The sequence below is a fragment of the Paenibacillus sp. FSL R10-2734 genome (assembly GCF_037963865.1).
Lineage (GTDB): Bacteria > Bacillota > Bacilli > Paenibacillales > Paenibacillaceae > Paenibacillus_AQ.
In genome coordinates this window covers 860,946-882,262 of sequence record NZ_CP150170.1, presented here as the reverse complement: position 1 = coordinate 882,262, position 21,317 = coordinate 860,946, and the positions used below count along the sequence as shown (strand labels likewise).

Sequence of the window (21,317 nt, the reverse complement as noted above, 5' to 3'; positions counted from 1 at the left end):
AGGTTTATTTTGCTTCTAAATAGGCTGAACAACAGAATATTACAAAAAGCGATAAGGATCGGAGGGGAATATTGGAACTGTAGGAGCGCTAGCGACCGCCTGAAAGCTTTCCGAAGGAAAGCTCGCATTGGAAGCATAAGCTGTGACTACTGAGCTTTAATTTAATATCATTAGTTCGGTCTATATATGCCGAAATCAACCTTTGACCGACCCACCCATAAGCCCCCTGACGAAATACTTTTGCAGTAGGAAAAAAATAGCGAGCGGCATCAGCATAGAGATAAATGCAGCCGAAGTGAGTAAATGCCAGTCGTTGCCGCGCGAGCCCACTAGGTCGGCAATCTTCATCGACATGACCTGCACAGATGGCTGATTGCCGATAAAAATCAGCGAGACTAAATAGTCATTCCATACCCATAGGAATTGAAAGATGCCGATAGAAGCAAGTGCAGGCACAGATAATGGAAGGATCAGCTTGCTAAAAATTGTGAAATGGCTCGCTCCATCCATAAAAGCCGATTCGAACAAATCCTTAGGTAACTGACTAATAAAGTTATACATAAAGTACGTAACCAGCGGTAATCCAAAAGCCGTGTGCGCCAGCCAAATGCCCAAGTAACTACCGTTCAGCCCCAGTGCCGTATAATCTTTGAGCACCGGAATAAGCGCCACCTGTATTGGAATAACAAGCATAGCAATAATGATGACAAACAGTGTTCGGCGTCCAGGAAAACGCAGCCAAGCAAAAGCATATGCAGCAAAAGAAGCAATCAATACCGGAATAACCGTCGCTGGAACCGCAATCGTCAGTGTATTCCAGAAGGCCTGCGACAATCCAGTCCCCTTCTGCACCGTTTCACTGCCATCGGCTTGTTTGAGTTTATATTCCTTCCCTGAGAGCACGTTGTTATAGTTATCCAGTGTAAGATCCGGTGTCATCTTCCAGCCTTGTTCCTGTTGATTTATGGTACGTGCTCTACGATTCTCCCACATCAAACGACTGCCATCGGCCTTCACGCCCGCCTTTAGCTGATCATCAGTATAGGCGGTACCATTCACCTCGATCGGTTCCCGAAGATCCACATCCTTGGATAGCTGAATAGTCTCACCCGCTTTCCACTCCTGATGAGGGAATGCTTTCCACCATCCAGTCTGCAGAATATCAGCAGCCGGACGGAAGGAGGAGATGAACAGCCCTAGGGTCGGAAGCAGCCAAATGAAACAAATCACACCCAGTACGATATTAACAATCGTCTTGCTGCCTTTTCTCTTCTTTTTCCCCGCCATTAGAATCCCCCTTGCTTACGGAACTGACGTAGATTAATTATGATCACAGGCAACACAGCGATCAGCAGAACAATAGCCAGCGTGGAGCCGTAACCAAAATTTCGGTACATAAAGAATTGCCGATAGAACTGTGTAGCCACAACCTCTGTATCGTATTGACCTCCTGTCATCACCATGACAACGTCAAATATTTTCAACGTAAAGACAATAATGGTCGTTGTCACGGTCAGAATGGTTGCTGAAATGTAGGGGATCATGATTCCAAAAAAAATCTTCACCTCATTGGCACCATCCACTCGTGCGGCTTCCAAAATATCGTCAGGTACTCCCTTGATGGCTGCCGAGAATATAACCATCGCAAATCCGGTCTGCATCCAAATCAGAATAATAATGAGGAAAAAGTTATTCCAAGGCTGTAGCATACTCGTCCACGCCTGCGGTTCTCCCCCGAAATAAGTAACGATGGCGTTCAATAGACCAATTTGTTCATCGCCGGGCTGATAGTAATATACAAACTTCCAAATGACACCTGCTGCGACAAAAGAAATGGCCATCGGCATAAAGATGATCGATTTGGCTAGCTTCTCATAGCTGCTGCGGTCGGCAAGAATCGCAATTAAGAGTCCAAGGGCTACACACGCTAAAGTGCCTACGAATACCCAAAGTAAATTATTGCGGAGCGCCGTCGCCATTAGTCGATCGCTAAAGATCGCTGTATAGTTACTGAGCCCCACAAATTTCTCTGAAGAAGCATTGAAGAAGCTCAAATACAGCGTCCGTAGCGCAGGCAGCACCAGTAGCCACCCCAATATAATCACTGCCGGACCAATAAAAATATAGGGCAACACCTTTCGGCGTACATGATCAGGGTATTGTTCAACTGCCCAGGTAAGTGTGTAGTAGATCAGATAGACACCAAGAACCCCCCATAGAACTGCCAGAACTGCTGTTAGTAGTGGATTTAATGTGGAATCCCGAAAGAATAAAAAAATCGAGCCATTAACAACAACATTGGCTATTAATACTACAAGTGACAGCAAAATCGCCTTAAGCCTGACGGTTTGCTTGGCTTGTGCTTGTGGCTTCATCTGCGGTTGTATTTGTGCACCCATATTCGCTCCAGCTCCTCCTATAAGTTTTACGGAGTAAAACTCTTACAAGCGTTCAACCCACTCTATAGAAAACAAAAAGAGGGGCAGAGTACCCTCAATTCTCGCTGCCCCTCTTAATTACTGTGCTTTAATTATTAGGTTAGTTGTTCCAGCCGGACTGGATTTGCTCCAAAGCCTGATCTAGTGTCGCAGTACCACTCACGTAGTCGGTCATGCCTTTCCAGAAGGTACCTGCACCCACTTTGCCCGGCATCAAATCTGAACCATCAAAGCGGAGTGTGGACGCATCTTGAACCAGCTTCGCCATACGACGGTCCGATTCAGAAGTATACCAATCAAGGGAAGCATCGTTCATTGGAGCAATTACGCCGCCAGACTGTACCCAGCTCTTAATGGACTCTCCTGTAGTGAAGAATTCCATAACCGCACGTACCTCGGGACGATCATTGAACATAGCGTAAATATCGCCAGCAACTAGCACTGGTTTGCCATATTGAGGATCAATAGGCGGTAAGTAGAACCAATCATAATCTACATCAACCTTTGCCGTTTCAGGGAAGAAGCTTGTAATAAAGTTACCGAGCATATTAAACCATGCTTTAGGAGGATTATTGAACATTGGCGCTGGGGCATCTCCGAACGATGTCGTCACAATGGATTTAGCACCACCGTAGACATAGTCTTTGTTGAGCCAGATTTTAGACATAACTTCTACTGCATTTTTCACTTCTGGAGAAGTAAATGGCAGCTCGCCTTTTACCCATTTATCGTAGTTCTCAGGTGTAGTTGTGCGCAGCATTATATTTTCTACCCAGTCTGTTGCTGGCCAGCCTGTTGCAGCACCACTCTCGATTCCAATAGCCCAAGCAGGATCACCATCTTTAGCAATTTGCTCCGTGAGAGCCGTCATCTCATCCCAAGTTTCAGGAACCTTGTAGCCTGCTTCTTCAAATTGCTTCTTTGGATACCATACCAAGCTCTTTACATTGCTGCGATTCCAGATCCCAGCCATAATCTTACCGTCTTTTCCGTCCATATTAGACATGTCGAGCCAGCTCTTGTTGTAATTAGCCGTCAATTTATCTTGATCCAGTATGCTGGTCAAATCGATAACCTTGCCAGTCTTAGCAATCGAGGCTAGCAGACCCGGCTGCGGGAAGTCAGCGATATCCGGAGCATTTCCACCGTCTACTCGAATGTTTATCGTGGCTTCGAACTCCTTTGAGCCTTCGTATTGAATATCAATTCCTGTCTTCTCTTCAAATTCTTTAATACTATTCTCAAATTTCACTTGGTCCGCATCTACGAAGGGGCCAAACATCGTCACTTTAGTTCCTTTATAATCGCCTTTCATGGCTAACTCTAGTGGAGATCCCGAAGACTCGGTGCTAGGAGCATTTGTTGATTTCTCGGTGTTATCTGCTGTTGGGCTGGCAGTTGCCGCAGGTGGCTCTGTAGGCGCTGCATTGTTGTTATTGCCTCCGCCGCATGCGCTCAGCATCATAGTGAAGGATAAACACAGTACTAAAGCCAGTGACTTTTTACGTCCTGAGGTTTTCTTCATCTTTGTACATCCCCTTTAATGGATTTAGAGATTGCTTCTGACTCAATCGTCCGGTACCCTGGCATGTAAAAGCAGCTTCTAGCAGATCACCTCCTTGCAAAGCTTTTCAGAATCTAAGAATTTATACTGAAGAATAATCGAATCGTAAGTACCAATTAATTGTAACACTTACATTTTTTATAGTATCACATAAAGTAAGCGTTTCCAATCCGAATTTTAAATATTTTGGTAATAATTATTTCCGTTGTCCAAGCAGATATTCAAATGTTGATTAAGACGAGCGTAGAATTCTGAAAAGCTTTTCAGAGGGTAGTACAAAAGTGAACCACTCTTATTTTTCCCTTGTAGATTCCCGTACAATCAGCTTATGCTCCATCTTCTCATTCAATACCTGCACTTCTCCTGTTGTAAGTAATTCATGCAGCTTCTCGGCTGCACGATACCCTAACTCGTAAATCGGCTGTGCAATCGTGGTCAGCTTCGGGATGAACATACTCGACATCCTTAGATTATCAAACCCAATCACGGATACTTGACCCGGTACAAGAATATTACGATCCTTCAGATAAGAAATCGTCCCCATCGCGAATTCATCAGCAACACAGAAAACAGCAGTCAATTCGGGGTAATCAGTAAATAGTTCATGCGCAGCTTGATAGGCATGTTCAAACCGGTGACTAGCATATTTGCTCTTCACAATATTCTGCTGTAACCCTGACTCTGTTAGTGCCCTTACGAACCCCTCATAGCGCGGTGGTCCTGATACGGAATTATCATGGTTAAAACCAATCATACCAATGTCTTTATGGCCTAAATCAATCAAGAACTTTACCGCATCATAGGCAGCCGATTCATCATCCACCTCCACACTTGGAATGTGGAACTCATCGGAATGCGAGGACACTAGGACAAACGGAATTCTACAACCGACCAATTTGTTATGATACTCAGGGTAAAGGACATCACTGGCGAATACGATTCCATCCACCTGTTTCTCATGGAAGTTATCAATATAGGACAGTAGTCTTTCTTTGTCGCGGTCCGTATTACAGATCATTAAACTGTACCCAAGCTTGATGCAGGCATCTTGCATTCCCCGAATCACCCCTGCGAAATACAGGTTCTCAATATCCGGAATAAGCAGACCCAGGGTAAAGGATTTCTTGTAAATCAAACCACGTGCAAATGAATTAGGTTGATACTGCAATCGCTCTACAGCCTCCATCACTCGATTCCGTTTGCTCTCCACTACCGAATTCGGTGCATTCATAACACGTGATACTGTGCTGATTGACACCTCGGCCATTCTGGCAACATCTCTTATGGTTGGCTTCATTATGATAACTTCCTTTTTTAGGGAACTTTTCGATGTGATTATAGCAAGCCCGACTGGAAATAACAACAGAAATTTTGAAGCGCTTACATTATTTATAAAAATAATCTCGTCCTCTATATCTTCACCCTGAAGACATATAACTTACTTAAAGTGTGTATATAGTTTTATTTCATGGTATACTAGCCGAGTAGCGATTTCCATAGCTGCAAATACTGCTCTAGGAGTATAGAGCATTTATTATAGGAGGGATAACATTGAAACAACCTCGTGACACTCGATTCTCCGTACTGGACTTAGCTTCTATTGTGGAAGGGGGAACAGCGGCAGACTCTTTTCATAACTCTCTAGATTTAGCCCGTCATGCTGAGACGTGGGGCTATCATCGATATTGGTTCGCTGAACATCATAATATGATCGGAGTTGCCAGCTCTGCTACCTCACTCTTGATCGGACATATTGCTGGTGGCACCCAAAGTATACGTGTTGGCTCTGGTGGCATTATGCTATCCAACCATGCACCACTTGTTATTGCCGAACAGTTCGGGACACTCGAATCTCTATATCCAGGACGGATCGATCTTGGACTGGGCAGAGCACCCGGATCTGATCAACCAGCTTCCCGTGCGCTGCGTCGTGGGCTCGGAAGCGATGGCAGTGAATTCCCTGAGCAGTTAAGTGAACTAAGAGCTTACTTCGACCCTGCGGGAGCAGGATCGCGCCCAACTGGAGTACGCGCGGTTCCTGGAGAAGGCTTAAATGTTCCCATTTGGCTCTTAGGCTCCAGCGGCTTTAGTGCTGAATTAGCAGCCAAGCTAGGTTTGCCTTTTGCTTTTGCCAGCCATTTCGCACCTGAGTATTTACTGCAGGCACTGCACATATACCATAGCAATTTCCGTCCATCAGCAGTACTAGACAAGCCTTATGTTATGATCGGACTTGGAGTTACAGCAGCAGATACCGTAGATGAGGCAAGAAGGCTAGCTACTTCGCAGCAGCAGCAGTTTCTCAATATCATTCGTGGGCGTACAGGCAAGCTACAACCGCCAGTTGATAGTATGGATGGGCTATGGACGATGCAAGAAAAAGCAATCATGCTCGATAAGCAGCGTTATTCCTTCTCTGGCGATAAAGCAGTTATTAAAGAACGACTTCAAGACATTCTGGATGAGACCCATGCTGATGAATTGATTATTTCTGCTGGGATTTATGATCATGACGCTCGTCTTCATTCCTATGAAATTGTAGCTGAGGCTATGAAAGAACTGTAAGATTGTATTTTTAACAAAGGCAAAACGATATCTGATTCAGGGAATTGTCCCGTTTTCAGATATGCGTCTTGCCTTTTTTGTTTCGTTTTTAAATCGTTCTTAATAAAACACTCTAAAATTATGAAAAACCATAAAAATAAAGAGATATAGAGAGATATCATTCGATAAATAGATCCCTTACTTATTATTTAAGCGAATATGATCGAATTAGTTGTAATATATCATTTTTCTTTAGATATCATTTTGATTATACTTTATGTATTCGCTATAACGAACGATTTGTTTTTTAGCAATGCACTCTCCTTTCGTTCTTTTGGAGATTCCGGCACACCATCACCGAAGTAGTACCTTGCGAAACTACTTATTTCGACAATGCGGGATGGAACAATAGGAAAGTACGGAGGATTTTGCCGGAAGTTCGCAAATTTTGTTCACCAACAGCTATAACGGGCTCAGGAGAAAGGAGCGAGGAAAGTGAAGAAGAAACACCACTTGGTCTTCATAGCTGCTTACGTTCTGATTATTCTGGTAGGAGTAATATGGCACGCTGGAGGGGTAAGCGCTCAGGATACCATTAAACTTACTGTGAATTCTCATACCACGAGCACAGCTACCATGAACAATATGAAGCCAGGCGACGAAATGAGCTCAGAGTACACGATTATTAACAACGGCACAGAAGGCTTTGATTACTTTGTAGACTTTAAATTTATCTCTGGAGACGTAGAGTTGTACAATATCCTCCAAATGACACTCGAAAAAGAGGGAGTAATCATCTATTCGGGAGTGATGAGCGAAGCTGCCGGCAGAGTGACCATCGGTTCGCTCGCTGGAGGTGAGCAGAGTGTAATCCAAATGAATGTAACCTTCCCATGGGAAGCCGGCAACGAATATCAGGGGAAGTCCACGACCGTAGCTTTTGAGTTCTCCGCTTCCGGAGGACCAGGTCCATCCGCTGAACCTAGTCCAACACCGACAGCTACAACTGAACCGACTACAACACCTACTGAAACACCAACAGCTACACCTGTAGCTTCACCGACACCTACGGATTCACCATCAACTACAACTTCACCTACAGCTGTCGTAACACCAGGTCAATCGGTGCCACCAACAGCTACACCAACACCATCGACTACACCTACAGCTTCACCGCCTGCAGTAGACGAAATTAGCGTTACTGAAGAACCTATCCCAATGGGCGGAAGCAGTAATGAGCCTTCAGCATCACCAGGTACTGGCAGCCAAACTATCAGTGCAACACCACAACCAAGCACTGAAACAACCTTGCCAGATGATGAGCTTCCACTTGGAGCACCAGAGGCAGGCAACAAGCTTCCAAATACCGCTGAGCCTTGGTATAACTTAATTCTTGCCAGCTTAGCTATTGCGGTAATCAGCGTGATCATCATGCGCAGATTGAAATCGAAGAAATAATAACATTCGATAACATAAGTCCGGAGGTGAGAGTATGAAGAAGCGTAATGGTGTCTTACTAGCCGTGAAGCTAATCTTCATACTCTCTTTAGTTCTGCTGATTTATTCAGTCGTACAAGTGGTCAAAGCACCGATTGAGGCCAAACAAGCCCTAAATGATTGGGCAAAAAAGAGGGAGGAAGCCCTCGCCCGCCCCCTTCCAACCGAAGAGAACCCGCTTCCTAAGGGAATGGTCAGTTCGCCAAAAGAACAATCAGCTTCTCCTCTGTCCTATACAGAGGGTGAGGTGATTGGAGAAATCCGCTTCCCTACCTTAAATAAAAAGGCGGCTATTCTGGAGGGTACTGAAAGCCCCGAGTTAAAAAAAGGAGCCGGACACTATATAGGTAGCGCAGGTATCGGCGCTGCCGGTAATAGTGTACTTGCTGGACACCGCGATACCGTATTCCGCAATCTAGGAGAACTTGTCGCAGGGGATCTGATCGAACTGGAAAGCACGGATGGTACGTTTATCTATGAGGTGACAGGTAGCACGATTGTAGACGGGAATGAACGCGGTGCTATAAAACCAAGCGATAAGGCCATTCTTACTTTGATCACCTGTTATCCTTTTTCATACGTTGGATCAGCACCAGATCGGTATTTACTTTCAGCGAAGCTAGTGAAGCAAGAGACACTGCCTCATTAAAGCTAATCCTAACTCGCAATCTTCTTCCTCAGGGATGAGACCGGATATGGAAAGTGATACTATATAGATACAACAGTAATGAGGAGATGACTCACAGTGAAAAAAGAGGTTGTAGAACGGTTTATTTCGTATGCTCAAATGGATACCCAATCTAACGAGGATAATGAGACTTGTCCTTCCACCCCAGGGCAGATGGTGCTGGCTCACAAGCTGGCCCTAGAGCTCAAGGAAATCGGCATGGCTGAAGTGCAGGTGGACGAGCATGGTTATGTCATGGCTACGCTCCCAGCGAATACAGAGAAGGATGTTCCAACCATTGGTTTCTTGGCACATCTGGATACGGCGACTGATTTCACTGGAACGAATGTAAAGCCGCAGATCGTGGATAACTACGATGGCAAAGATATTATTTTGAACAAAGAGTTGAATGTTGTATTATCCACCGCGAGCTTCCCGGAGCTGACAGAATATAAAGGCCACACATTAATAACAACCGACGGCACCACCTTGCTTGGCGCAGATAATAAAGCCGGTATTGCGGAGATTATGACAGCTATGAATTACCTCCTTCAGCATCCTGAAATTAAACATGGCAAGATTAGAGTCGCCTTCACACCGGACGAAGAAATCGGTCGCGGGCCTCACAAATTTGACGTTGCTGCTTTTAATGCTTCCTATGCTTACACTGTGGACGGCGGTCCTCTGGGAGAACTAGAATATGAAAGCTTTAATGCCGCATCTGCCAAAATCTCTATCTACGGCGTCAACGTACACCCTGGTACCGCAAAAGGAAAAATGATTCATTCCGCAAAAATTGCCATGGCACTACATCTTAGACTCCCTTCTGAGGAAGCCCCAGAATTCACAGACGGTTATGAAGGCTTCTACCACCTCAGCTCCATAGAAGGCACACCGGAGTTCAGCAAGCTTCAATATATTATCCGTGACTTCGACCGCGAGAAATTCGAGGCACGTAAAACCTATCTTTCTACCATCGTCGATGAATTCAAGAGCATCCACGGTGAAGAAAACATCGTACTTGAAATGAAAGACCAATATTACAATATGGGCGAAAAAATCGAACCCGTGCGACATATCGTCGATATTGCCCATGAGGCGATGGAGAATCTTAACATCACACCGATCATCCGCCCGATTCGCGGGGGTACAGATGGCTCGCAGCTTTCCTACATGGGTTTACCTACACCTAATATTTTCACTGGAGGCGAAAATTTCCACGGTAAATTCGAATACGCCTCTGCTGACAACATGGTAAAAGCGGTAAACGTCATCGTGGAGATTGCTAAGCTGTTCGAACAGAAAGCTTAAATCGGCATCTGAGTTAGTCACTCCATAGTTCACACAACAAAATCCCTGTAGAAGTCTATCCAGACCTCTCAGGGATTTTTAATGTATAAAAACTATTTGTTTAGCATCTTTCTTCTGGTGGTGTGTCTTTCCAGATCACATTTTCTCCGTAATTTTTACCCCAATCGTACATCAATCGAAGAACCGGAAGCAGACTTTGGCCATATGACGTCAAGGAATATTCTACTTTTGGGGGAACCTCGGCATATACTTTTCTTAGAACCAACTGGTCCTCTTCAAGCTCACGTAGTTGGTTGGTCAACATTTTTTGTGTAATATGAGGAATCAGCTTCTTCAGCTCACTAAACCGTTTAGTCCCTTCAAGCCCAAGATGCCATAGGATAATCAGCTTCCATTTACCTCCGATAACCGCAAGCGTCAATTCCTTCTCACAATTAATTTCCTTCAAGTTTATGCGGTCTTTAATCTCAGTTGCCATACATAAAGCGCCTCCTCTCTCCCGTTATCATACTAACACAAAAACGAATATCCTCCTTATAGGAAGGCATTCGTTTCTGTAAGCTTACTCTAAATTAGCATGCTTGCCGAACATCTGCTTAGTCGTTTGCCCTGTCTTCTCCATCATTCGCAGAATAACCGCATCATAAAAGACTAACATCGTCTGTTCAAACAAAGAAGCCATCGGCTGTATCGTACTGTAACTCCCACTTACCTGATCTTTTGGAGACCCTGGCAGCTTTACTACATAACTTGCTAAACGTCCGACGGTGGAATCCGGCACAATCGTAACGGCAATAACCTCTGCACCCACTCCTTTGGCCTTCTCGGCCATAGAGATCAGCCCTTTCGTCTCTCCTGAACCGGAACCGAGCACAAGCACATCACCTGGTTCAATCCCCGGGGTCACCGTCTCACCTACGACATATACCTCTTTACCGACATGCATTAAACGCATTGCAAAGGCTCGTCCCATCAGTCCTGATCTACCAGCCCCAGCCACAAATACCTTGTTCGCCTGAAGAAGAAGTTCAGCCATTCGTTCAGCCTCTTTATGATCAAGCTGAGAGATGGAGCGCTGAAGCTCCTCTATAATTTGCTGCGCATATTTCAATGTATCCATTGTAATCTTACGCCTGGCTAACTAGACGCTTCATTTCTGCAGCAGCCGCCTTTTGGTCAGCTTCGCCTGTGATGCCGCCGCCAACGATAACAAGATCAGGATTCGCTGCGATAACTTCCGGAAGTGTGCTCAGCTTGATCCCCCCAGCGATAGCTGTTTTGGCCTGCTTAACCACACTCTTAATCGCATTCAAATCAGCAAAAGAATTCTTTCCTTCCGCTTGGTGATCGTACCCAGAGTGCACGCAGACATAGTCTACGCCAAGTGCATCTACTTCAGCCGCTCTTGTCTTAATATCTTTTACATTAATCAGGTCAACTAGAATCTCTTTATTTGTCTTCTTAGCTTCCTCCACTGCACCTCTAATGGTAGCATCATCGGACACACCAAGCACAGTAACGATATCCGCACCAGCTTCCACCGCCTTCATCACTTCATATCCGCCAGCATCCATAATTTTTAAATCAGCCAATACGGTCAAAGCAGGAAAAGCTTCCTTGATTGCTTTCACCGCATGTAAGCCTTCATTAATAACGATAGGTGTTCCAATTTCAACGATATCTATATATTCAGCAACTTCCGAAACAATCTCTTTTGCTCCCGTAATGTCTACTAGATCCAGCGCTAATTGTAATTTCATATTTATTTGCACTCCTCATTAATATATTTTAGTAAGTCATGTACAAATTGTAGATCCTTACACCCCTTAGGGGAAGTAGGCACTTTATTGTGATGTAGTTACCTAGAGGATACTATTGTGCAACTACTGGCATTATCTTTTCAGAAACCAACTGCGTTTTGTCATATTTTTGTAAAAGTACTGCATTTTCATGAAAGCTGTGCTAACATTACAGTTTGTTTATGGAATAACAGGAACTTAATCATGATGTAAGAAGGGTGTACAATGAAGCACAATATTCACCAGGAATTCAACCTGGTAAAACTGACTTGGCCGATATTCCTGGAGCTGTTTCTATTTATGCTCATGGGTAGTGTGGATACTTTTATGATTAGCTCGGTGTCGGACGATGCCGTATCGGGTGTCGGTGCAGCGAATCAGATCATTGCGATAGCAATTCTAGTCCTCAGTGTAATTGGTAACGGAGCAGCCATTGTGGTCTCCCAATACCTCGGTTCCAAAAAGCCTCTGGAAGCCGCTCAAGTAACCGGCAATGCCATTACCCTAAATCTGTTAGTAGGCATCCTGTTAAGTACGTTTTTGTTGATATTCGGAGGGACTCTACTGACTGCCCTGAATGTAAAAGGGGATATTCTCGTTTACGCTAAATCCTATATGCATATTGTCGGGGGCGGTATTTTTCTACAAGCATTAATCAACGCTCTGGCGACCACGATCCGTACGCACGGCTTCACCAAACAGACGATGGTCGTATCCTTGCTGATGAACATTATTCATGTGGTGGGTAACTATCTTCTCATCTATGGTCATTTTGGACTTCCAGCGTTAGGTGTGGAAGGTGCGGCTATCTCAACGGTGATCAGCCGGTTTATCTGCCTTATTATTTTCTTCCTGCTACTCTACAGAGTAATGGAGGTACGGGTGAAACTAACCTACTACATTCATCTTTCTAAAAAATATGTGCAGCAAATTCTCAAAATCGGTATCCCGTCCGCTTTTGAATCGATTATCTATCAATCCTGTCAGCTTGTATTCACGCTGTATATTACCTATCTGGGTGCTGAAGCTATGGCTACTCGCCAATACGCGCTCAATATTTCCAATTATATTTATTTATTCAGTGTAGCTGTCTCCATGGGAACCTCCATTGTCGTAGGACATCTGGTGGGAGCTAGGCGCTCCGAGGAGGCTTATAAGCGTGTATTCTCCAGTGTGAAGTGGGCGCTACTGGTCACAGTAATAATAGATGCTCTGGTGATTGTCTTCCGGGTACCTCTATTTGGTCTCTTCACAGACAATGAGAACATCATTCTGATGGGGGCTCAGGTTATACTGCTTAGTTTCTTCCTAGAGACCGGGCGCACAACCAATTTGGTCATCATTAACTCACTACGCGCCTCGGGCGATGCGAAGTTTCCAGTATATATGGGACTGATCTCCATGGTCTGCATGAGCTTACCCCTTGGCTATTTCCTGGTGTTCCAACTCAATCTAGGATTAGCCGGTGTGTGGATTGCCACTGCAGCCGATGAGTGGACAAGAGCTGTCATTATGTATTTCCGTTGGAAGAGCCGAGCTTGGGAGAAGCACGGACTTATTCAGCATGATGATGATGTAGAACACAGCACGCCTTCCACTACCCCCGCAGCTGTAAATTAACGTATATACTTTGGCGGTTCTTTAAGGTCATACCAGATCTTAAGGACCCGCCTTTTTTATAGCCTGATAATTATATAAAATTTGAGAATGAATGAAGCATTGTACGTTACAATAGATAGAACCTTATACTTTCTTCTATTTCAATAAACCTAAAGGGGAGAACCTCATGCCGGAAGAAACCGGAATCCACGAGTTATTGACGCTCAAGACGATTGCGGAGACCTTAAATAGTTCCAATGAGCTCAAACCGATGCTCGATACAGTTATGGGTAAGCTGCTAGATCTAACAGGAAATACGGCAGGCTGGATCTTCCTGAGTGAAGAGAATATGGAGTATGAATTCGCCGCAGATCGAGGTTTACCGCCAGCGCTGCAACGGGACAATAAACAACCGATGCAGTGCGGAAGTTGCTGGTGCTTAGACCGCCTATGGGACGGACGGTTAGAGCATGCCGTCAACATTCTAAACTGCAAACGGCTGAGTAATGCTAGGCAGTATAATTGGGGCGACACTTTGGGAATCACCCACCACGCTACCATTCCACTGCATTCAGGTGATCGCTACTTGGGGCTTATGAATGTAGCTGCACCAGGCAAAGCACATTACGCCGACAGTGAGCTGGCTTTACTGCAATCCGTGGCCTTGCAAATCGGCAGTGCCATTGAGCGAATGCAGCTATATAGCACTGAGCAGCGCCGTGCGAATCTGTACGCCAAATTAGGGGAATTCAGCGGTGCTTTGAATCTAACGGCTAGTGAATGCATCTCTCCAAGCATTCTGTTGGAGAAAACCACCGCCCTGATCAGCCAATATTTCGATTGGCCTTTTGCAGCAATTATTGGACAACATGAGGGGAAATTCGAAGTACATGCCGCCTCTTATGCAGCTAATATAACGCCTGAAATCGCTCCCTTTGAGCTCTCGAATTCCTTTAAAAATCGCCTAAGGGTTATCGCGAAAGGACATCGCTTCGCAACATTAACCCCTGATGAAGAACAGGAAATTACGAACTCATGCTGTTCTGAACAGTCTGACGCAGAGCGCGTTGTAATGCTTGCCGTTCCTTTTCGGCAGATTACTGCACAAGGTTCGGCCATTCTACTCATCACCTCGCCTAAAGCACTCGCCTCCGCAACCGCAGATGGAGAAGTGCTCGAAGCAATTGCCGATCATCTTTCAGCTTCACTGGAAAGCATACAGCTCGGAGAGCAGCGCCGCGAAATCGCGCGTCTTGACGAGCGGAATCGACTGGCCCGTGACTTACACGACTCAGTGAACCAGATCCTGTTCTCCCTCTCGATGACGGCCAAAGGTGTGGAAAGCATGCTGAAGCAAGAGCACGCCTCCCATCCCGCTGCTGAGGCTGTCCGCGACATTCAAGAGCTCTCTCAATCTGCGCTCAAAGAAATGCGCGCTTTAATCATGCAGCTTCGTCCTGCAGGACTGGAAGCCGGTTTGCTGACCGCGCTGCAGGCTCACGGTCAGCAACTAGGGCTGCTGATACAGACTCAGCGTAGCGGCGTTCTCGAGCTTCCTCGCAACGTGGAAGAAGGGCTACTGCGCATTGGTCAAGAAGCGCTCAATAATGTACGCAAGCACTCTGGAGCTTCTAAAGCTGAAGTATCCCTGCATCTGAACGCAGCCGTGGTTGTACTAAGCATTGCCGATCAGGGCAAAGGCGGTGCAAAACGACGCTGTAACACAGACACCAATGAATCTCTCGGCCTGCATATTATGAAGGAAAGAGCCGAGGCGCTCCATGGCCGTATTCATATCCACAGCGAGGAGCATCAAGGCACAACCGTTGAGGTTACTATTCCTTTGCTCCTCCAATCCACATGAAGTCAGGTGATCACAAATGACAATAGGTTTATTACTGGTGGACGACCACGCAATGGTTCGTCGTGGGCTACAAGTGTTTCTCTCGACACAACCGGATATCAAGGTGATCGGAGAAGCGTCGAACGGCCGCGAGGCACTAGAGAGAACAGCCGAGCTAAAGCCGGATATCATCTTAATGGATTTACATATGCCCGTGATGGACGGCATTGAGACAGCCAAACAGCTGCGAATCTTCCATCCACAGGTCAAAATCATTGTGTTGACCTCCTTTTCAGATCAGGATCATGTACTTCCTGCTATTCGCGTAGGGATCAAAGGATATTTGCTAAAAGACATAGAACCAGAAGCGCTGGTAGTGGCCATCCGCAAGGTACACAGCGGACAAGTGGAGCTGCACTCCGAAGCCGCGAGTCAACTGATGAATCTTATGGCAGCTTCTACGGCAGAGCAACTGGATGTTAGTAGTTCTAATCTGAACGGCCCTAGCACAACACCAACTACACTCATCGGAGCTGAGCTTCTTACTCCACGTGAGCAGGAAGTATTAGATCTAATTGCGCTGGGCATGAGTAACAAAGAGATTGCCAGTAAGCTAGTCATCACCGAGAAGACCGTTAAGACACATGTCAGTCATGTACTCGGAAAGCTGAACTTATCGGATCGGACTCAAGCTGCCATTTTTGCATTGAAAGGCGGCCACAACTCATAGCACCACAGCTCATCTACATCTTTAGTCTTAGACGTTCAGCATAATGGCTGAGCGTCTTTGCTATGCAGGTTCATTCCATGTGCTGATGTCAACAAATGTCGATTCAGCTATCATTGGTTTATAGCAATCGACCTTATAAAGGAGTGGATACAGATGAAAGTCATGATCCTGACAGGCAGTAATCGAAAAGAAGCGACCAGCACAAAGCTGGCAGAGCATGCCGCACATTTCATTAATCAGCAAGGCGAAAAAGTCACCCTGTTCGATCTCCATAAACGCCCACTCCCCTTTTATTCACCAGACGAGTCATACGAGGAGCACGAGCACTTAAACGCCCTCCATCAAGAGATGCTAACTGCGAACGCAATCATCCTGATTACCCCGGAATACCACGGTTCCATGAGCGGCGTTATGAAAAATGCTCTGGACCATCTAGGCCAGACGCATTTCAACGGCAAAGTGGTGTTGTCTGCTAGTTCTGCTGGTGGAGCCGTAGGTGTAAGCTCATTGCTTCAATTACAGGCGGTTGTACGCAACCTACATGGAATCAATACACCTGACTGGATCTCCATCGGCGGGATACAGCGTAAGCGGTTCGAGGTTGGATACGACGGGTACGAGGGCGGTCAAGAGATTGAGGATCGCATTCGTCTAGTCTTAGCATCCTTCCTAAAATTAGCTCGCAAAATCAATAGCCCGGTAGGTACCTCCTTATGATCAAAGAACTGTTCGAAACCCATCTGAATGTGACTAACCTTGAACGATCTGCTCATTTCTATGAACACGTTCTGGAACTCCCTCTAGCCCACTCGGAGAATATCGAAGGCCGCAAGCGGCGATTTTACTGGATTGGAGAAGAACGTAATCAGGCCATGCTGGGGATTTGGGAGAAGGCACCAGCTGAGGTCGTGCGTCAGCACTTTGCTTTTCAAGTAACGCTTGAGGATTTGAAGCAGTCGGTATCCTATCTGAAGGCCAAGGGGATTGAAACCTCCAACTTCCTCGATGATGATAAAGGCCAGTTATATGTATTCGGCTGGATGCCAGCTGTATCTGTATATTTCAGTGATCCAGATGGTCATTCATTGGAGTTTCTAGCCGTGTTGCCTGATGAACCCAGACCTGAGCTCGGAATGGTACCCTGGAAAGAATGGGAACTGATGCACGGAAGAACCTGGTAGTAAAAAAATAAGAATCAGGCTAAGCCTGTAAGAGGAGACGAGAATATGATAAAAGGACTATTTGAAGCACATTTACCAGTGAGAAATCTTGAGGTATCTATCGAATTTTATAAGAAATTGGGATTAAAAATGGCTTGGCGGGATGAGGATACAGTATTCTTCTGGATCGAAGAAGGTCAGAGCTGGATCGGACTCTGGGAAGGCGAAGAAGTAGAAACTCCTTACCATCCATCATTACGGCATCTCGCATTCCGCGTAACGTATGAGGATTTGAAGCAGTCTCTGCAATGGCTGAAATCTATTGGTGTGGAGGCTGTCCCGTTCCGCAATCGAGCTTCTAAAGAGCCCTTTATCCGCGCATATCAAGGGAATGCCTCTGTGTACTTCAATGATCCTGACGGCAACAGCTTAGAATTCATGTGCCATGTGGAAGTTCCTGAACATTTGAAGCATATCTCAGAGAATATCACCATAACAGAGTGGGAGAAATTGCTCGATCACAAATAAAATACTCAAACAAAAAACAGCTGCCCAGAACAAGGGTCCAGCTGTTTGAGTATGTTAGCTGCTTCTATTTAATCATTTCAAAAATGATCTTAGTTTAGGCTCTTACTTAATCGAAGTGCCCTTCTTCATAGCCTTCATGTCTGAATTCGTGTTCACAAGCGTTGGCAGTATCTTCATACTTTTAGTCATGGGAGAGTTGCATTGCCAACAGGTAGGTACATGTTGAAATGCGAAATTATCGCGCATCCAACCGGTGCAATCTTCCTTGGTACAGGACCAAATGGCTGTGTCTTCCTGCGGAAGATCCTCCAGTGCTTTTTTACGAAAATACATTAAGTACCCTCCTTGGATCGAATCGAGACGATTTTGCCACCCTATTAGGGGCTGATTCATAAGATAAAAATAAAAAAGCTGCCCTCAACTTGTGTTAAGGGCAGCTTAATTTTCGAACTACAGTTTTACAACGTTTTCTGCTTGTGGTCCACGAGCGCCTTGAGTTACGTTGAACTCAACGCGTTGGCCTTCGTCCAAAGATTTGAAACCGTCGCCTGTGATTGCGGAGAAGTGTACGAATACGTCGCTTCCACCTTCAACCTCGATAAAACCGAATCCTTTGTCTGCGTTAAACCATTTCACTGTACCTGTTTGCATAATATTACCTCCAATATTTTATTTAACACATGTCCTTTTATTCCTACGTGGTGTACGAACAAATAAAAATTCACACATTGGAAAAGGACTCATACGCACAAATGATAACCTTTTACAATATGTGAATTAAGGGTTAAATTTATGATTAACTTCATTGTACCACACTAAATTGCTGAATGCAATGACAATGCCTACTTTTTTTTATTCCGGCTCTATATCCTCTTGAACAACTGGCTCTAGAGCCGGAAATATGAACGGGTTAATCGATGTATCCAGCCAACCCTTTATCCATTAAGTAATCCATCTCCGCATCAAGAATCGTCTCAACTGTAATTTCATCCAGCTTCACATCACGCTGGGCAACAACATAGTCAACCAGATCATCATTGTCGATGTCTACCTCGCCTTTGGCATTGGCTTTGGCCTTATTGATAAAGGTCTGTTCATGCTTCAGTACTAACCGGATCAAATTAGGGTCCACTTTAGTTTTGGCAGATAAGACCGTTACTAACTCCTGTTCATTTACTTTGTCACTCATTTTCAAATTCATCTCCTTACAATTATTACACACCCATTGTAGCATATTTCGCGCTTTAACGCGTCATTACACGAAGTATGCCCAGCTTTTTTAACATATTTCATATCACCATAGTCTAAATAACATTCCACTTCAAGTAAGTTATTTAATAAAAACAGTTGTGAGGAAGTATGACTTGTGCCAAAATATAAAAAAAGTGTTGGACCAAATTGAATACTAGAAAAGGCGGTTGAATTCATGAGCTCAGTATCTACCCAGCAATTAGACACAAACAGCAACAAGGCACATCGTTATATCGAAGACGTATACGCACAGGTTGTTGCACGTAATCCTTTTGAGCCCGAATTTCATCAGGCTGTAAAGGAAATCCTCGAATCTTTGCTTCCGATCCTCGCTGCTGAACCTAAGTATCAGGAAAATGCCATTCTTGAAAGATTGGTCGAACCAGAACGTTTGATTATGTTCCGTGTACCTTGGACCGACGACCAAGGCAAGGTAAGAGTGAACCGTGGATATCGCGTACAGTTCAGTAGTGCAATCGGGCCTTACAAAGGCGGACTTCGTTTTCACCCATCCGTTAATGCTAGTATCATTAAATTCCTCGGCTTCGAACAAATTTTCAAGAACGCGCTTACCGGCCAACACATCGGCGGAGGTAAAGGCGGATCCGACTTTGATCCTAAAGGAAAATCTGAAGGCGAGATTATGCGATTTGCTCAAAGCTTCATGACTGAATTGCAGAATTATATCGGTCCTGACCAAGACGTACCTGCGGGGGATATCGGCGTAGGCGCTCGTGAGATTGGTTATATGTATGGACAATACAAGCGGATCCGCGGAGGATATCCGGCTGGCGTATTGACTGGTAAAGGTATTGGTTACGGCGGAAGTCAGGCTCGGACAGAGGCTACTGGTTACGGTACAGTTTATTTCGTAAATGAGATGCTGAAAGCAAAAGGCCTTTCCTTTGAAGGAAGCCGCGTTGTTGTTTCCGGTTCTGGTAACGTAGCGATCTATGCGATTGAAAAAGCTGTACAGCTAGGCGCAACAGTCGTAGCTTGTAGTGACTCCGCTGGATATATCTATGACGAAAACGGCATTAACCTCGAAACTGTCCGCCGCCTGAAAGAAGTCGAAAGAAAACGGATTAGTGAGTATGTGAATGAACATCCTAACGCTGTGTATACCGAAGATTCCACGCAAATTTGGACTATTCCTTGTGATATCGCCCTTCCGAGTGCTACTCAGAATGAGATTGATGAGACCATGGCATTAAAACTGATTGAGAATGGTGTTAAAGCAGTAGGTGAAGGTGCCAACATGCCATCTACCCTTGAAGCTATTCACCAGTTCCAACAGGCTGGCGTGCTATTCGCACCTGCCAAAGCTGCTAATGCTGGGGGCGTAGCTGTATCCGCGCTTGAAATGGCACAAAACAGCATGCGTATGTCTTGGAGCTTTGAAGAAGTAGACACGAAGCTGCATGAGATCATGGTTTCCATCTATGAGCAATCTGTAGATGCATCCGAGCAGTATGGACAGTCCGGCAACCTTGTTGCAGGAGCGAACATCGCTGGATTCAAAAAAGTAGCCGATGCTATGCTGGCTGAAGGTGTAATCTAATCAAGCAAACGGCGTTGTGATCCTAAACGTCCGACATACGAAGTCCCCGTAACCGGTGAGTAAGAAGCCGGGGACGGGGACTTTTTGGGTTCAGTTACGAGTTCCAACCAGGAATTTTCCGCAAATCCGCATCTAATATACTATAATTGCTCCTCACTTCTATACCAGACGGTGAGGATTCTGTACGAATGTAACAGGAGTCTATACCTACCTTCAGAGCTCCCTCAATATCCGTACGAGGATCATTTCCAATCATGATGGCTGAGCTCAAATCCGCTCCATATTTTTCGACTAAATACTGATAAAATAGCGGATCTGGCTTGCTCACCCCTGCTTCCGAAGAGATCGCAATACCATCAAATAAATGTATGATTCCGAGCATAGTTAATTCTGCCTCAATAAAGGTTTTCTGCCCGTTGGAGAGCAGGAATACTTTTTTGCCACGTTCTCTTAACGTTTGTAGAATGTCCGTCACACCGTCATATAGAGAGATCTGGATCATCGATAACGTCCGCAGCCACCTCACGGTTTCATATAACCATGCCTGATCCGGTTCTCCACCCAATTGACGGGCCACAGACCGAAACACTTCCTCCATTACGAAATCCGGATACTCACAGCTCCGTGCGGCTTCCTCTAGTTGCAGATCCCTTTCCTGTAGAAAACGTTCCTGCAATTCTTCACCTGATACGGACAACCCCTGATATCCGAAGTGGAGAGCTAACCTTTCCCAGATCTCAGGGTTCTCCTCATCTGTCTTAATATCAATTAGTGTCCCGTACAGATCAAAAATATAAGTCTGATACATCCTCGTCTTCCTTCCTA

The 21,317-nt window shown here is 45.3% G+C and carries 22 protein-coding genes; 11 read left to right on the top strand and 11 right to left on the bottom strand.

Going from position 1 to position 21,317, the window contains the following annotated elements:
- Positions 1–195 precede the first annotated feature (195 nt).
- The 4 genes from NSS67_RS04045 to NSS67_RS04030 all read right to left on the bottom strand — a co-directional run bounded on the left by NSS67_RS04045 (position 196) and on the right by NSS67_RS04030 (position 5,299).
- Complete coding sequence (locus NSS67_RS04045) at positions 196–1,287, bottom strand: carbohydrate ABC transporter permease (protein WP_339318425.1); 1,092 nt, start codon at positions 1,285–1,287, stop codon at positions 196–198.
- Entirely contained in the window at positions 1,287–2,399 is a 1,113-nt protein-coding gene (locus NSS67_RS04040) for a sugar ABC transporter permease (protein WP_339318424.1), read from the bottom strand. The genes NSS67_RS04045 and NSS67_RS04040 overlap by 1 nt, the downstream gene beginning before the upstream one ends.
- A gap of 139 nt (positions 2,400–2,538) precedes the next feature.
- Complete coding sequence (locus tag NSS67_RS04035; RefSeq protein ID WP_339318423.1) at positions 2,539–3,963, bottom strand: ABC transporter substrate-binding protein; 1,425 nt, start codon at positions 3,961–3,963, stop codon at positions 2,539–2,541.
- A 331-nt stretch (positions 3,964–4,294) separates the two neighbouring features.
- Positions 4,295–5,299 (bottom strand): LacI family DNA-binding transcriptional regulator, encoded by a 1,005-nt coding sequence (locus NSS67_RS04030; protein ID WP_339318422.1) that lies wholly within the window; start codon positions 5,297–5,299, stop codon positions 4,295–4,297.
- 254 nt (positions 5,300–5,553) lie between these two features.
- Here NSS67_RS04030 and NSS67_RS04025 point away from each other — a divergent pair, with 254 nt between their 5' ends.
- The 4 genes from NSS67_RS04025 (at position 5,554) to pepT (ending at position 10,021) form a co-directional block, all read left to right on the top strand.
- Positions 5,554–6,567, top strand: coding sequence for an LLM class flavin-dependent oxidoreductase (locus NSS67_RS04025; protein WP_339318421.1), 1,014 nt, complete (start codon positions 5,554–5,556; stop codon positions 6,565–6,567).
- 474 nt (positions 6,568–7,041) lie between these two features.
- On the top strand, positions 7,042–8,004 hold the full coding sequence (locus NSS67_RS04020) for a hypothetical protein (protein ID WP_339318420.1): 963 nt from the start codon (positions 7,042–7,044) through the stop codon (positions 8,002–8,004).
- Between the two features lie 34 nt (positions 8,005–8,038).
- On the top strand, positions 8,039–8,692 hold the full coding sequence (locus tag NSS67_RS04015; RefSeq protein ID WP_339318419.1) for a sortase: 654 nt from the start codon (positions 8,039–8,041) through the stop codon (positions 8,690–8,692).
- Between the two features lie 96 nt (positions 8,693–8,788).
- Positions 8,789–10,021, top strand: coding sequence for a peptidase T (gene pepT / locus NSS67_RS04010; RefSeq protein WP_339318418.1), 1,233 nt, complete (start codon positions 8,789–8,791; stop codon positions 10,019–10,021).
- A 100-nt stretch (positions 10,022–10,121) separates the two neighbouring features.
- Here the strand turns inward: pepT and NSS67_RS04005 are convergent, their stop codons facing one another.
- The 3 genes from NSS67_RS04005 to hxlA form a co-directional block, all read right to left on the bottom strand.
- Positions 10,122–10,499 (bottom strand): helix-turn-helix domain-containing protein, encoded by a 378-nt coding sequence (locus NSS67_RS04005; protein ID WP_036682121.1) that lies wholly within the window; start codon positions 10,497–10,499, stop codon positions 10,122–10,124.
- A gap of 84 nt (positions 10,500–10,583) precedes the next feature.
- Entirely contained in the window at positions 10,584–11,141 is a 558-nt protein-coding gene (gene hxlB, locus NSS67_RS04000) for a 6-phospho-3-hexuloisomerase (protein WP_339318417.1), read from the bottom strand.
- Positions 11,142–11,148: 7 nt separating this feature from the next.
- Positions 11,149–11,781, bottom strand: coding sequence for a 3-hexulose-6-phosphate synthase (gene hxlA / locus NSS67_RS03995; protein ID WP_339318416.1), 633 nt, complete (start codon positions 11,779–11,781; stop codon positions 11,149–11,151).
- A 264-nt stretch (positions 11,782–12,045) separates the two neighbouring features.
- Here hxlA and NSS67_RS03990 point away from each other — a divergent pair, with 264 nt between their 5' ends.
- The 6 genes from NSS67_RS03990 (at position 12,046) to NSS67_RS03965 (ending at position 17,680) form a co-directional block, all read left to right on the top strand.
- A complete protein-coding gene (locus NSS67_RS03990) occupies positions 12,046–13,440 on the top strand; it encodes an MATE family efflux transporter (protein WP_339318415.1) in 1,395 nt (464 codons plus the stop codon).
- Positions 13,441–13,606: 166 nt separating this feature from the next.
- On the top strand, positions 13,607–15,283 hold the full coding sequence (locus tag NSS67_RS03985; protein WP_339318414.1) for a GAF domain-containing sensor histidine kinase: 1,677 nt from the start codon (positions 13,607–13,609) through the stop codon (positions 15,281–15,283).
- A gap of 16 nt (positions 15,284–15,299) precedes the next feature.
- The gene (locus tag NSS67_RS03980) at positions 15,300–15,992 is read left to right on the top strand and encodes a response regulator transcription factor (RefSeq protein WP_339318413.1); all 693 of its coding nucleotides are present in this window, start codon (positions 15,300–15,302) and stop codon (positions 15,990–15,992) included.
- A 153-nt stretch (positions 15,993–16,145) separates the two neighbouring features.
- Positions 16,146–16,709 carry an NADPH-dependent FMN reductase gene (locus tag NSS67_RS03975; protein WP_339318412.1) on the top strand — a complete coding sequence of 188 codons (564 nt, stop codon included), beginning with the start codon at positions 16,146–16,148 and terminating at the stop codon, positions 16,707–16,709.
- Complete coding sequence (locus tag NSS67_RS03970; protein WP_339318411.1) at positions 16,706–17,173, top strand: VOC family protein; 468 nt, start codon at positions 16,706–16,708, stop codon at positions 17,171–17,173. Before NSS67_RS03975 ends, NSS67_RS03970 begins: the two co-directional genes overlap by 4 nt.
- A 45-nt stretch (positions 17,174–17,218) precedes the next feature.
- Positions 17,219–17,680, top strand: a complete 462-nt coding sequence (locus tag NSS67_RS03965; RefSeq protein WP_339318410.1) for a VOC family protein — start codon at positions 17,219–17,221, stop codon at positions 17,678–17,680.
- 102 nt (positions 17,681–17,782) lie between these two features.
- Here NSS67_RS03965 and NSS67_RS03960 read toward each other — a convergent pair whose 3' ends face one another.
- The 3 genes from NSS67_RS03960 to NSS67_RS03950 form a co-directional block, all read right to left on the bottom strand.
- Positions 17,783–18,013 (bottom strand): cold-shock protein, encoded by a 231-nt coding sequence (locus NSS67_RS03960; protein ID WP_339318409.1) that lies wholly within the window; start codon positions 18,011–18,013, stop codon positions 17,783–17,785.
- A 117-nt stretch (positions 18,014–18,130) separates the two neighbouring features.
- Complete coding sequence (locus tag NSS67_RS03955; protein WP_019914790.1) at positions 18,131–18,331, bottom strand: cold-shock protein; 201 nt, start codon at positions 18,329–18,331, stop codon at positions 18,131–18,133.
- A gap of 259 nt (positions 18,332–18,590) precedes the next feature.
- Positions 18,591–18,869, bottom strand: coding sequence for a hypothetical protein (locus NSS67_RS03950; RefSeq protein WP_339318408.1), 279 nt, complete (start codon positions 18,867–18,869; stop codon positions 18,591–18,593).
- 237 nt (positions 18,870–19,106) lie between these two features.
- Between NSS67_RS03950 and gdhA the strand changes: the two genes are divergently transcribed.
- Positions 19,107–20,492, top strand: coding sequence for an NADP-specific glutamate dehydrogenase (gdhA, locus tag NSS67_RS03945; RefSeq protein ID WP_339318407.1), 1,386 nt, complete (start codon positions 19,107–19,109; stop codon positions 20,490–20,492).
- A gap of 94 nt (positions 20,493–20,586) precedes the next feature.
- On the opposite strand, the gene NSS67_RS03940 is transcribed toward gdhA, so the two are convergent.
- Positions 20,587–21,300, bottom strand: a complete 714-nt coding sequence (locus NSS67_RS03940) for an HAD family hydrolase (RefSeq protein WP_339318406.1) — start codon at positions 21,298–21,300, stop codon at positions 20,587–20,589.
- Positions 21,301–21,317 lie beyond the last annotated feature (17 nt).

Bases quoted from the DNA above. Each gene is read 5' to 3' on its own strand.
- NSS67_RS04045 (WP_339318425.1), bottom strand. From the start codon at position 1,287: ATGGCGGGGAAAAAGAAGAGAAAAGGCAGCAAGACGATTGTTAATATC.
- NSS67_RS04040 (WP_339318424.1), bottom strand. From the start codon at position 2,399: ATGGGTGCACAAATACAACCGCAGATGAAGCCACAAGCACAAGCCAAG.
- NSS67_RS04035 (WP_339318423.1), bottom strand. From the start codon at position 3,963: ATGAAGAAAACCTCAGGACGTAAAAAGTCACTGGCTTTAGTACTGTGT.
- NSS67_RS04030 (WP_339318422.1), bottom strand. From the start codon at position 5,299: ATGAAGCCAACCATAAGAGATGTTGCCAGAATGGCCGAGGTGTCAATC.
- NSS67_RS04015 (WP_339318419.1), top strand. From the start codon at position 8,039: ATGAAGAAGCGTAATGGTGTCTTACTAGCCGTGAAGCTAATCTTCATA.
- NSS67_RS04005 (WP_036682121.1), bottom strand. From the start codon at position 10,499: ATGGCAACTGAGATTAAAGACCGCATAAACTTGAAGGAAATTAATTGT.
- hxlB (WP_339318417.1), bottom strand. From the start codon at position 11,141: ATGGATACATTGAAATATGCGCAGCAAATTATAGAGGAGCTTCAGCGC.
- hxlA (WP_339318416.1), bottom strand. From the start codon at position 11,781: ATGAAATTACAATTAGCGCTGGATCTAGTAGACATTACGGGAGCAAAA.
- NSS67_RS03990 (WP_339318415.1), top strand. From the start codon at position 12,046: ATGAAGCACAATATTCACCAGGAATTCAACCTGGTAAAACTGACTTGG.
- NSS67_RS03985 (WP_339318414.1), top strand. From the start codon at position 13,607: ATGCCGGAAGAAACCGGAATCCACGAGTTATTGACGCTCAAGACGATT.
- NSS67_RS03980 (WP_339318413.1), top strand. From the start codon at position 15,300: ATGACAATAGGTTTATTACTGGTGGACGACCACGCAATGGTTCGTCGT.
- NSS67_RS03975 (WP_339318412.1), top strand. From the start codon at position 16,146: ATGAAAGTCATGATCCTGACAGGCAGTAATCGAAAAGAAGCGACCAGC.
- NSS67_RS03970 (WP_339318411.1), top strand. From the start codon at position 16,706: ATGATCAAAGAACTGTTCGAAACCCATCTGAATGTGACTAACCTTGAA.
- NSS67_RS03965 (WP_339318410.1), top strand. From the start codon at position 17,219: ATGATAAAAGGACTATTTGAAGCACATTTACCAGTGAGAAATCTTGAG.
- NSS67_RS03960 (WP_339318409.1), bottom strand. From the start codon at position 18,013: ATGTATTTTCGTAAAAAAGCACTGGAGGATCTTCCGCAGGAAGACACA.
- NSS67_RS03955 (WP_019914790.1), bottom strand. From the start codon at position 18,331: ATGCAAACAGGTACAGTGAAATGGTTTAACGCAGACAAAGGATTCGGT.
- NSS67_RS03950 (WP_339318408.1), bottom strand. From the start codon at position 18,869: ATGAGTGACAAAGTAAATGAACAGGAGTTAGTAACGGTCTTATCTGCC.
- gdhA (WP_339318407.1), top strand. From the start codon at position 19,107: ATGAGCTCAGTATCTACCCAGCAATTAGACACAAACAGCAACAAGGCA.
- NSS67_RS03940 (WP_339318406.1), bottom strand. From the start codon at position 21,300: ATGTATCAGACTTATATTTTTGATCTGTACGGGACACTAATTGATATT.